Here is an 11329-nt window from a genome sequence, read left to right on the forward strand (position 1 = left end):
AAGTTCATCCCTGGGTCTGCTGGATGGCTTCTCGAAGCACCTGGCGGTCGTCGAAGGGACGGACCACACCGGCGATGTCCTGGCCCTGCTCGTGGCCCTTGCCCGCGACGAGCACGGTGTCACCGGGCTGCGCGCGGGCGACGGCTGCGGCGATCGCGGCGGCCCGGTCCTCGAAGACCTGCACCTCACCGCGTTCGTGTGCTGGTACGGACGCGGCGCCCTCGAGCATGGTTGCAAGGATGGCGAGGGGGTCCTCGGAGCGGGGGTTGTCGGAGGTCAGTACGGCGGTGTCGGCGAGGCGGGCCGCGGCGGCGCCCATCGGCGCCCGCTTGGTCTTGTCGCGGTCGCCGCCGCAGCCGAGCACGACGTGCAGCCTGCCCTCGGTGACCTTGCGCAGGGCGCGCAGGACCGATTCGACGGCGTCCGTCTTGTGGGCGTAGTCGACGACCGCGAGATACGGCTGTCCGGCGTCCACGCGCTCCAGCCGGCCCGGCACGCCCGGCACGGCGGCGATGCCGTCGGCGGCGGCCTGCGGGTCGAGGCCGGCCGCGGCGAGGGCGGCGATCGCGGCGAGGGTGTTGGCCACGTTGAACCCGCCCGGCAGGGGCGAGGTGGCCTCGATCCGCTCGCCCGCGGGGCCGACGACGGTGAACGTCGAGTCCATCGGGCCGATCCGGACGTCCTCGGCCCGCCAGTCGGCGTCCGGGTGGCCCTCGGCGGAGTAGGTGACGACCGGGACGGTGGCCTCCCTGGTCAGCCGGCGGCCGTACTCGTCGTCGACGTTGACCACGCCGAGCCTGCTGCGGCGGGGCGTGAACAGCTGCGCCTTGGCCCGGAAGTAGTCCTCCATGTCGGAGTGGAACTCCATGTGTTCCGGGCTGAGGTTGGTGAACACGCCGATGTCGAAGACGCAGCCGTCGACCCGGCCGAGGACCAGCGCGTGGCTGGAGACCTCCATGGCGACCGCCTCGACCCCGCGCTCGCGCATCACGGCGAACAGGGCCTGCAGGTCGGTGGCTTCGGGGGTGGTGCGCTCGGACTTGATGCGCTCGTCGCCGATGCGCGTCTCCACCGTGCCGATCAGGCCGGTGTTGTTCTTGGTCTTCAGACCACCCTCGACGAGGTAGGCGGTGGTGGTCTTGCCGGAGGTGCCGGTGATGCCGATCTGGAGCAGGTCCCGGCCCGGGTGGCCGTAGATCGTCGCCGCCAGCTCGCCCATCAGGGCCCGCGGGTCGTCGACGGTCAGGACCGGCAGGCCCGTGGCGGCGGCGCGCTCGGCTCCGGTCGGGTCCGTGAGCACCGCGACCGCGCCGAGGCCCGCGGCCTGGGTCACGAAGTCGGCGCCGTGCAGGCGGGCGCCCGGCAGGGCGGCGTACAGGTCGCCGGGGCGGACGGCACGCGAGTCATGGGTGATGCCCGTGACCTCGGCGGTGCTCTGCGGCGCGGCGGCACCCAGCTGATCGGCGAGTTCCGTCAGTGGTGTGGCGGAGACCTGAACCGGTCGTGGCGGCCCCGGGTATGTCACGGAAACGCCCTTCTGGGTGGTTTGGGACTGATCAGCGTGTGGCACGGCGGTGAGCGTACCGGGCGTACCCGCCTGCGGGCGAAGCGAGGGGCGGGGGGTGTCCGGCTTGCCGGAGTCGGGAGTGATCATGGTCACGGAGCGTTCCTGACTGGTTGCGCTGATCAGGGAGTGAAGGTGACGGGCAGGCGCGCGGGCTGGGCGCCCGTGGGCGGGACCTGGAGGGTCTTCAGTGCGAACTCCATCACCTCCTTGAAGATGGGGCCGCAGATCTGGCCGCCGAAGTAGTTGCCCTTGGTGGCGTTCTGGATGGCGCAGTAGACGGTCACGCGCGGGTTGTCCGCAGGGGCGAAGCCGGCGAACGAGGACGTGTATCCGCGGTACTTGCCGGTGGCCGGATCCACGCGGTTGGCCGTACCCGTCTTGCCCGCCACCCGGTAGCCGGGGATGCGCGCCTTGGCGCCCGTTCCCTCCTGGTCGTCCACGACCGACTCCAGCATCTGGGCGAGCGTCTTCGCCGTCTTCGCGCTCACGACCCTTGTCTTCCGGGGCTTCGCGGCCGGTACGAACCGTCCGTCGGGTCCCTTGGTGCCGCGTACGAGGGTGGGGGCGACGCGGACGCCGCCGTTGGCGATCGTCGAGTAGACCGACGCCGCCTGAAGCGCGTTGAGCGACATGCCCTGGCCGAAAGGAATCGTGTACTGCTGCGAGGTCGACCACTTGTCGGGCGGGGCGAGGATGCCCTTGGTCTCGCCGGGGAAGTCCAGTCCGCTGTAGTTGCCGAGGCCGAAGCCGCGCAGGTACTTGTAGAGGACCCTGTTGGCCTCGGCCTGCGTCTTGCCGAGCTGGCCGGTGGCCAGGATGGTGCCGATGTTGCTGGACTTGGCGAGGACGCCGTTGAGCGTGAGGTCCCAGGTCTTGTGGTCGATGTCGTCCTTGAAGAGGCGGTCGCCGCGGTGCAGCCGGTTGGGCACGACGACGTGCGTCAGCGGCGTGGCCACGTTCTCCTGCAGCACGGCGGCCATCGACATGATCTTGGCGGTGGAGCCGGGCTCGTAGGCGTCCTCGACGGCCCAGTTGTGCAGGGCGTTCGGGTTCGCCTTGGACAGGTCGTTGGGGTCGAAGCCGGGCGAGTTGGCCATCGCGAGGATCTCGCCGGTGCGGGTGTCCTGCACTATCACGTAACCGCGGTCCGCCCCGGACTTCTTCACCTGCTCGCTGATGGCGCTCTGGGCCGCCCACTGGATGTCGCGGTCGATGGTGAGCTCGACGTCGCTGCCGGGCACGGCGGGGGTCTCCGTGGAGCCCGCGGTGGGGACCAGCCGTCCGCCGGACTGGGCGTAGCGGATCTTGCCGTCCTTGCCGGACATTTCCTTGTTGAGCTCCTGCTCGATGCCGCCGCCGCCCTTGCCGTCGGCGTTGACCCAGCCCAGTATCCCGGCGGCGAGGGCGCCGTTGGGGTAGACCCGCTTGCTGCTGGGGGTGGAGAGGACGCCGGCCAGCACGTCGGCGGTGTCCGACTTCTTCGCCAGCGCGGCCTTCAGGTCCTTGATCTGCGTCCACACCTGCGGCGTCTGCCGCTGGGCGAGCAGGGTGTAGCGCAGCGCCTTGTTCTTCGGCCGGAGCTTGTTGACCAGGGTGTCCTGGTCCACGCCGAGGATGGGCGCGAGCAGCGCGGCCGCCTGCTCGGGACCGTCGTCGATCTTCAGCTGCTCGCGGGTGAACATCGTGGGGTCGGCGGTGATGTCGTAGGCGTCCACGCTGGTCGCGAGCGCCACGCCGGCACGGTCGGTGATGCCGCCGCGCTCGGCGGGCAGGACCTGGCCGACGTAGCGGTTCTGGTCGGCCTGGGCGGCGTAGGTGCTCGCGTCCACGGCCTGGACCTGCAACAGCCGTACGACGAAGGCGATCAGGACGAGGGCGAGGGCCAGGCCGACCAAGCGCAGCCGGGGACGGGGGCTGCCCAGGCGCAGCGGCTTGGGGGCGGCCGGGCGGGCCGGTGCGGGGCGGCGGGCCGCCGGGCGGGCGCCGGGGCCCGGGCGCTGCCGGCCGGCGGCGGGGCGGACGGGACGCGCGGGGCCGGGCACGCGGCGGCGCGGCGGTTCCCTGTCGGACACTTCCGTCACCTGCCGGGGGTCGTGGGGGTCAGGGAGGCCGTGGGGGTGCCGGCCTGCGGGACGGTGTCGGCGGGCGACTGGGCGACGGCCTCCGGCGGGCGCAGGACCAGCGGGATCTGGGCGGCGGACCGCTGGGCGGCGGCCGAGGGGACGCCCTTGACCTTGCCGTCGGGGCCGAGGAAGGCGGGGTCGCCGCCGGGGACCATGCCGAGCTCCCTGGCGCGGCGCTGGAGGGCGTCGGGCGCGGAGTAGGCGTCGATGTCCCGCTGGAGCGCCTGTTCCTCGTCGGTGAGGTTCTTGGTGTCCCTCTGCAGGTCGTCCTGCTTGAACGAGCCCTCGCTGAGCGCGGAGTTCAGCACCAGCAGCCCGATCAGACCGCCGCCGAGGAGAAGCACGACGAGGAGCACGAAGGGCGTGCGGGCCGCCTGCCCGGAGCTTCCCGGGCCGGGGAAGAGCCGGGCGAGACGAGCGGCCCGCCCCCTCAGTTCGGGTTTCCTACTCACTCGGCCTCCAGTGAGTACGGTTTCCCAACTCACTCACGCCCCTCATTGTTCGGCGTCCTCCCTGATGCGCTCGGCCCCGCGCAGCCGCGCCGGTGCCGCACGCCGGTTCTCGGCGACCTCTTCCTCGGTGGGAAGTTCGGCACCGCGCGTGAGCAGCTTGAGCCGGGGCTGGTACCGCTCGGGGACCACCGGCAGCCCGGGCGGCGCGGTGGTGGCCGCACCGGCCGCGAAGACCTGCTTGACCAGCCGGTCCTCCAGCGAGTGGTACGACAGCACGGCGATCCGCCCGCCGACGGCGAGCGCCTTCACCGCGGCCGGGATCGCCCGTTCCAGCACGGACAGCTCACCGTTGACCTCGATCCGCAGGGCCTGGAAGGTCCGCTTGGCCGGGTTGCCGCCGGTGCGCTTGGCGGCCTGCGGCAGGGCGTCCCGGATGAGCTCGACGAGCCGTGCGCTGTTGTCGAACGGCTCCTTCTCGCGCTCGCGCACGATGGCGGACACGATCCGCTTGGCCTGCTTCTCCTCGCCGTACGCGCGCAGAATCCGGACGAGTTCGCCGGGCGGGTAGGTGTTGAGGACCTCGGCGGCGCTGATGCCGGTCGTCTGGTCCATGCGCATGTCGAGGGGGGCGTCCTGGGCGTAGGCGAAGCCGCGGCCGGCCTCGTCGAGCTGCATGGAGGAGACGCCGAGATCGAACAGCACGCCCTGCACGCGCGCGATGCCGAGCCGGTCCAGCACGCCGGGCAGTTCGTCGTAGACGGCGTGCACCAGGGTGGCGCGCTCGCCGAAGGGCGCGAGCCGCTCGCCGGACAGGCGCAGCGCTTCCTTGTCGCGGTCGAGGGCGACGAGCCGGGCCTCCGGGAAGCGCCGCAGAAGAGCCTCGCTGTGACCGCCGAGTCCGAGGGTGCAGTCGACGACCACCGCTCCCGGCCGCTCCAGCGCGGGCGCCAGCAGGTCCAGGCACCGCTGGAGCATCACCGGGACGTGTCGACTCTCGCTCAAGGGGCCCTCTCAGATCCGGCTGGGCGATACGCACCGCCGGGTCCCCGCCCGCTCGTGAAGGGGAGGCCTGCCGGCGCCGGAAGCGTCAGCCGGCCGTGAGCGGGAGGAGGCCGAGCCGTACGTACGCGCCGCGCACGTGGGGAGAGCCCGGAAAATCGCCGGGTCTCCGGGATGTCAGTCCAGCAGGGAGAGCCTCGCCTCCCGCTTCGCGTCACTTTAGTCCACGGTGTCTCGCGGTCAATCAACCGGCCTGCGCGTCGCGCCCCGAGGTGCATGTGAAGCGGCATATCGGGGAAAATCACCCGTACGGCTTTCCGCCCGCCACCTGTGTGGGTTACCTCACACGAGGACCGTGATGACGCTCTTTTCCCTCTCCCACCCGCAGACCAGATCGGCGGTGACCAGTAACGTCATGAGTATGACGACTTCCGCATCCGTTTCCACCGAAACCGAAGGCGCCATACGAGGCGGCACGGTCACCGACCGCCTGGTCGAGGCGAACGAACACTACGCCGAGGCGTTCACCGACCCCGGGATGGACGCCCGTCCCGTGCTGCACGTGGCGGTCGTGGCCTGCATGGACGCCCGTATCGACCTGCACAAGGCGCTGGGTCTGCAGCTCGGCGACTGCCACACGATCCGCAACGCCGGCGGCGTGGTCACCGACGACGTGATCCGCTCCCTCACCATCAGCCAGCGCAAGCTCGGCACCCGCAGCATCGTCCTCATCCACCACACCGGCTGCGGCATGGAGACGATCACCGAGGACTTCCGCACCGAGCTGGAGGAGGAGGTCGGCCAGCGCCCCGCCTGGGCGGCGGAGGCCTTCGCCGACGTCGACCAGGACGTCCGCCAGTCCATGCAGCGGGTGCGCACCTCGCCGTTCCTGCTGCACACCGACGACGTGCGCGGCTTCGTCTTCGACGTGAGGACCGGCCTGCTGCGCGAGATCGACCCTGCGTGATCGGTCCCCGGCCCTTCTCGTTCCTCGCGCAACGCGCGCATGCTGGAGCCCAAGCACCGTAAAACCCGACATATCGCGGCCACTTGTCCACAGTCGAGTGACACGAATCGGTAACGGCAGCAAGAATGCGGGGTGTGGCGCCGCGCGGGACGTTTCCCGCGTGGTGTCCGTGATTCGGGGTGGGCCGGGGCGAGCAGCTGAGCATCGGCCCATGAAAGAACGGGCCGAGGAGGGCCGGGTGACGACCTATGACGATCGAGCGAGCCTTAGTGATCTGACTGCCACTGTGGAGCGCGTCCGCAGTTCGGTGGAAGGAGTGATCGAGGGCAAGCCCGAGGTCGTACGGCTTTCGCTGACCGTACTGCTCGCCGAGGGACATCTTCTGATCGAGGACGTCCCCGGCGTGGGCAAGACCATGCTCGCCAAGGCACTGGCGAGGTCCATCGACTGTTCCGTGCGGCGCATCCAGTTCACCCCGGACCTGCTGCCCTCGGACATCACGGGCGTGTCGATCTGGGACCAGCAGCGCCGCGACTTCGAGTTCAAGCCCGGAGCGATCTTCGCGCAGATCGTGATCGGCGACGAGATCAACCGCGCCTCGCCCAAGACCCAGTCCGCGCTGCTGGAGTCCATGGAGGAGCGCCAGGTCACCATCGACGGGCAGACCTACGAGCTGCCGAGCCCCTTCATGGTGGTGGCCACGCAGAACCCGGTGGAGATGGAGGGCACCTACCCGCTGCCCGAGGCCCAGCGCGACCGTTTCATGGCCCGCGTCTCGGTCGGCTACCCGAGCGTGGAGGCCGAGCTGCAGATGCTCGACGTGCACGGCGGCGTGTCCCCCCTGGAGGACCTGCAGCCGGTCGCGCACGCGCACGACATGGTCAAGCTGATCGAGGCGGTCCGCTCGGTGCACGTCGCCGAAACGGTCCGGCGCTACGCGGTCGACCTGGTCACGGCCACCCGTACCCACCCCGACCTCAGACTCGGCGCCTCCCCGCGCGCCACGCTGCACCTGCTGCGCGCGGCGAAGGCCTCCGCGGCCCTGAGCGGCCGGGAGTACGCCCTGCCGGACGACATCCAGGCGCTCGCCGTCGCCGTCCTGGCCCACCGGCTGCTGCCCACCGCGCAGGCCCAGCTCAACCGCCGCACCTCCGAGCAGGTCGTCCAGGAGATCCTGCAGCGCACGCCGGTGCCCGCGACGCCGCAGCAGGGCGGCTTCGGCGGCCTCGGGCGCGGCACGCCGGCCTACGGCCAGCAGCCGCCGCGGAGGCTGTGATGACCACCGGGGCGGGCGGGCCCGCGGACGCCGACCGCGGTGAGAAGGGCGGCATCCGCACCGCCCTGGCGGGTCTGACCACCCGCGGACGCTCCTTCCTGGCGGCCGGCATCGCGGCCGCGATCTGCGCCTACGTGCTCGGCCAGAGCGACCTGCTGCGGGTCGGCCTGCTGCTCGCCGCGCTGCCCCTGGTCTGCGCGGTCTTCCTCTACCGCACGCGCTACCGGGTGGCCGGCAGCCGCCGGCTCTCCCCCGCGCGCGTGCCCGCCGGCAGCGAGGCCCGCGTCCATCTGCGGATGGACAACGTCTCCCGGCTGCCCACGGGCCTGCTGATGCTCCAGGACCGGGTGCCCTACGTCCTCGGCCCGCGCCCGCGCTTCGTGCTGGACCGCGTCGAGCCGGGCGGCCGCCGCGAGGTCTCTTACCGCGTCCGCTCCGACCTGCGCGGCCGCTATCCCCTGGGCCCGCTCCAGCTGCGCCTGACCGACCCGTTCGGCATGTGCGAGCTGACCCGCTCCTTCTCCTCGTACGACACCCTGACGGTGATCCCGCGCGTGGAGGCGCTGCCTCCGGTGCGCCTCAGCGGGGAGTCCAAGGGGTACGGCGACGGGCGGCAGCGCTCGCTCGCACTGGCAGGCGAGGACGACGTCATCCCGCGCGGCTACCGCTACGGCGACGATCTGCGCCGGGTGCACTGGCGCTCCACCGCCCGCTACGGCGAGCTGATGGTGCGCCGGGAGGAGCAGCCGCAGCGCGCCCGGTGCACGGTGCTGCTGGACACCCGAGGCATCGGCTTCCGGGGCGCGGGCCCCGACTCGGCCTTCGAGTGGGCCGTCTCGGGCGCGGCGTCCGTCCTGGTCCACATGCTGGAACGGGGCTTCTCGGTACGGCTGTTGACCGACACGGGCAACTCGGTGCCCGGCGAGGGCGCCGACGGGTTCGCGGGGGCGAGCCAGGAGACCGCCGACGCGGCCGGGCTGATGATGGACACCCTCGCGGTCGTCGACCACTCGGACGGCGCGGGCCTGTCCCGGGCGTACGACGTACTGCGCGGCGGCAACGAGGGGCTGCTGGTGGCCTTCTTCGGCGACCTCGACGAGGAACAGGCCACGATCGCCGCCAAGATGCGCCAGCGCAGCGGGGGTGCGCTGGCCTTCCTGCTGGACGGTGACACGTGGGTGCGGGAACCCACCGATGTGCCCGGGCCGATGAACCGGCGTGCGGAGCGGCTGCGGATGCTGCGGGAGGCGGGCTGGACGGCCCTGAGCGTGCCGCGCGGCACCGCGCTGAGCGAGCTGTGGCGGCAGGCGGACCGCGAGCGCGCGGGCCTGGGCGTGGCCGCGGCCAACGCGGCGACCGCTGCGAACGCGGCCGATGCTGAGGGGGCGGGCTCATGAGCGGGCGGGCACGACTGGCACTGTGCGCCTGGGCGGCCACGCTGATGGCGTCCTGCGCCCTGCTGCCTCTGGTGACGCCCGCCACCTGGATCCTGCAGGCGGCCCTCATGCTAGGCGTGCAGAGCGGTGTGGGCGCGGCGACCCGGCGGGTGCCGCTGGCGCGGCCGCTGACGGTGGCGGCGCAGGCGCTCGTCACCCTGCTGATGCTCACCCTCGTCTTCTTCCCGGCAGCAGGCGTTCCTCGGGATCGTCCCCGGCCCCGAGGCCTTCCGGCACTTCGCCGATCTGCTGCAGCAGGGCGGCGACGACATCGCGCGGTACGCGATACCGGCGCCGCTGGAGTCGCACGGCATCCGGCTGATGCTGCTCGGCGGTGTCATGATCATCGGGCTCGCGGTGGACACCCTGGCGGTGACCTTCCGCAGCGCGGCCCCCGCCGGGCTGCCGCTGCTCGCGCTGTACTCCGTCGCCGCCGGGCTGTCCGACGGCGGCACCGACTGGCTGTGGTTCCTGGTGGCGGCGGCCGGCTATCTGATGCTGCTCCTCGCGGAGGGCCGGGACCGGCTGTCGCAGTGGGGGCGGGTGTTCGGCGGGGCGCCGCGCACCCCGGGCGGGGAACCGGGCGCGGTGGCGCCGGTCCGTACCGGGCGGCGCATCGGGGGTGCTCGCCCTCGGGCTCGCTTCTCGTGGTGCCGGCCGTCCTGCCGTCGATGAGCGGCGGTCTGCTGGACGGCGCCGGGACGGGCGTGGGCGCCGGCAACGGCAGCGGGGGCACGATCTCCGCGGTCAACCCCCCTGGTCTCGCTGCGCGACAGCCTGAACGTGGACGAGGACGCCAGGTCCTGTCCCTGAAGACCAACGGCGACGTCGCCGACCTGTACCTGCGGATCGTGTCCCTGGACGACTTCGACGGCAGCACCTGGAAGCCGTCCAAGCGGCACGTCACCGGCGTGCCGGACAAGCTCCCCACCCCGACGGGCCTCGGCCCGGACGTCAAGCGCGCGGAGATCGAGACCCGTGTCTCGGCGGCCGACTGGTACGCCCAGGACTGGCTGCCGATGCCCTACCCGCCCAGCGGTGTGCAGGTCGGCGGCAAGTGGCGCTACGAACCGGTGGGCATGACGCTCGTCGGCGACCACGGCGAGACCACCCGGGGCAAGACGTACCTGGTCAAGAGCCTCGACGTGCAGCCGACGGCGGAGCAGCTGGCCGACGCGCCGGAGCCGCCCAAGGCGCTGAAGGACGAGTACACCCAGCTGCCGAAGTCGCTGCCCGACGTGGTGCGGACGACCGCCCGCAAGGTCACCGAGGGCTCGACGAGCCACTACGAACAGGCGGTCAAGCTCCAGGACTGGTTCGCGGTCAACGGCGGCTTCCAGTACAGCACCCAGGTGCAGGTCGGCACCGGCTCGCAGGCGATAGCGAAGTTCCTGAAGGACAAGGAGGGCTTCTGCGTCCACTTCTCCTTCGCGATGGCGGCGATGGCCCGCAGCCTGGGCATCCCGGCCCGGGTCGCGGTCGGCTTCGCGCCCGGCACCCCGCAGTCGGACCGTTCGGTGTCGGTGGGCCTGAAGGACGCCCACGCCTGGCCCGAGCTGTACTTCGAGGGCGTGGGCTGGACCCGCTTCGAGCCGACCCCCAACCGGGGTGTGACGCCCTCCTACACCCAGTCGGACACGCCGGGCAGCAGCCTTCCGGATCTGCCGCGGACCTCGCAGTCGGCGGGAGCGTCCGTGTCCGCGGCGCCGTCGGCGACCACGAGCTGCGGGGTGCAGCAGAAGAAGCTCCAGGAATGCGGCAACGCCCTTCCGGCGGACACGGCCATCCCCGGTGGCGGCGGTCCGGCCTGGTACGAGATCGCTGGGTGGACGCTGCTCGGTCTGCTCGCGCTCGTCGTGCCGCTGCTGCCCATGCTGTGGCGCATCCGCCGGCGCACGGTGCGGCTCGCCTCGGCCCAGCACTCGGCGTCCGGCACGGGTGTCGGCCCGCGGCCGCGACGAGCGGGCGGCGGACGGCCTCGCTCCCGGTGAGGTCACGCTGACGGGCGCCTCGACGACGGTCGAGGCGGAGGCGCGGTACGCACGCCGAGATGGCCGCCGGCATGTGCTGGCCGTCTGGCGCGAGCTCACCGACACGGCCTGGGACTACGGCATCGTGCCGGACGACGCCCTGACGCCGCGGAAGGCGGCGGCGCGGATCGTACGGCTCGGGGAGCTGGAACCGGCGGCCGCGGAGTCGGTGCACCGGGGTGGCCGAGCGCGGTGGAGCAGGTCCTGTTCGCGCCGCGGCCGCACGCCGCTCCAGGGCTGGCCGACGACGTCCGCGGGCTGCGGACGGCGCTGCGGGCACGGGCGAGCCCGGACGACCCGGGTGGCGTGCGGTGCTGGCGCCGCGGTCGGCGGTCCGCGCGCTCTGGGACGCCTCGGACCGCTGGAACGCCTTCAAGAGCCGCACGGCGGAACGCTTGACCGCACTGGTCCGCCGCCCGTCGGGCCAGCAGAGCGGCTGACGGGCCGGCGCAGGCGGTGAGGGGCCGCCGCCGCGCATA

At 72.3% G+C, this 11329-nt stretch carries 10 protein-coding genes; 6 read left to right on the forward strand and 4 right to left on the reverse strand.

All coding sequences use genetic code 11. The features are described 5' to 3' along the window. Positions 1-4: 4 nt before the first annotated feature. The 4 genes from LN251_RS04755 to rsmH are packed head-to-tail and all read right to left on the reverse strand — an operon-like array spanning position 5 to position 5144. Positions 5-1660, reverse strand: coding sequence for a UDP-N-acetylmuramoyl-L-alanyl-D-glutamate--2,6-diaminopimelate ligase (locus LN251_RS04755; RefSeq protein WP_458243224.1), 1656 nt, complete (start codon positions 1658-1660; stop codon positions 5-7). A 26-nt stretch (positions 1661-1686) separates the two neighbouring features. Next, positions 1687-3639, reverse strand: a complete 1953-nt coding sequence (locus LN251_RS04760) for a peptidoglycan D,D-transpeptidase FtsI family protein (protein WP_458243225.1) — start codon at positions 3637-3639, stop codon at positions 1687-1689. Positions 3640-3644: 5 nt separating this feature from the next. Beyond that, complete coding sequence (locus LN251_RS04765; protein ID WP_458243226.1) at positions 3645-4142, reverse strand: hypothetical protein; 498 nt, start codon at positions 4140-4142, stop codon at positions 3645-3647. Between the two features lie 42 nt (positions 4143-4184). Continuing rightward, positions 4185-5144 (reverse strand): 16S rRNA (cytosine(1402)-N(4))-methyltransferase RsmH, encoded by a 960-nt coding sequence (gene rsmH / locus LN251_RS04770; protein WP_383679248.1) that lies wholly within the window; start codon positions 5142-5144, stop codon positions 4185-4187. A gap of 355 nt (positions 5145-5499) precedes the next feature. Here rsmH and LN251_RS04775 point away from each other — a divergent pair, with 355 nt between their 5' ends. From LN251_RS04775 to LN251_RS04800, 6 genes are all read left to right on the forward strand, one after another. Further along, on the forward strand, positions 5500-6108 hold the full coding sequence (locus LN251_RS04775) for a beta-class carbonic anhydrase (protein WP_458243227.1): 609 nt from the start codon (positions 5500-5502) through the stop codon (positions 6106-6108). A gap of 238 nt (positions 6109-6346) precedes the next feature. Next, on the forward strand, positions 6347-7384 hold the full coding sequence (locus LN251_RS04780; RefSeq protein WP_383679254.1) for an AAA family ATPase: 1038 nt from the start codon (positions 6347-6349) through the stop codon (positions 7382-7384). After that, on the forward strand, positions 7384-8781 hold the full coding sequence (locus tag LN251_RS04785; RefSeq protein WP_458243228.1) for a DUF58 domain-containing protein: 1398 nt from the start codon (positions 7384-7386) through the stop codon (positions 8779-8781). Before LN251_RS04780 ends, LN251_RS04785 begins: the two co-directional genes overlap by 1 nt. 360 nt (positions 8782-9141) lie before the next feature. Continuing rightward, positions 9142-9495: a DUF3488 domain-containing protein gene (locus LN251_RS04790; protein WP_458243229.1), complete on the forward strand. Its 354-nt coding sequence runs from the start codon at positions 9142-9144 to the stop codon at positions 9493-9495. After that, positions 9471-10811, forward strand: coding sequence for a transglutaminase family protein (locus tag LN251_RS04795; RefSeq protein ID WP_458243230.1), 1341 nt, complete (start codon positions 9471-9473; stop codon positions 10809-10811). The genes LN251_RS04790 and LN251_RS04795 overlap by 25 nt, the downstream gene beginning before the upstream one ends. 350 nt (positions 10812-11161) lie before the next feature. After that, on the forward strand, positions 11162-11290 hold the full coding sequence (locus tag LN251_RS04800) for a hypothetical protein (protein WP_458243231.1): 129 nt from the start codon (positions 11162-11164) through the stop codon (positions 11288-11290). Positions 11291-11329 lie beyond the last annotated feature (39 nt).

It is taken from the genome of Streptomyces sp. MAI_2237 (assembly GCF_054189285.1).

Excerpts from the sequence above, each read along its gene's own strand:
- LN251_RS04775 (WP_458243227.1), top strand. The coding sequence starts at position 5,500 with ATGACGCTCTTTTCCCTCTCCCACCCGCAGACCAGATCGGCGGTGACC.
- LN251_RS04785 (WP_458243228.1), top strand. The coding sequence starts at position 7,384 with ATGACCACCGGGGCGGGCGGGCCCGCGGACGCCGACCGCGGTGAGAAG.
- LN251_RS04790 (WP_458243229.1), top strand. The coding sequence starts at position 9,142 with ATGCTGCTCGGCGGTGTCATGATCATCGGGCTCGCGGTGGACACCCTG.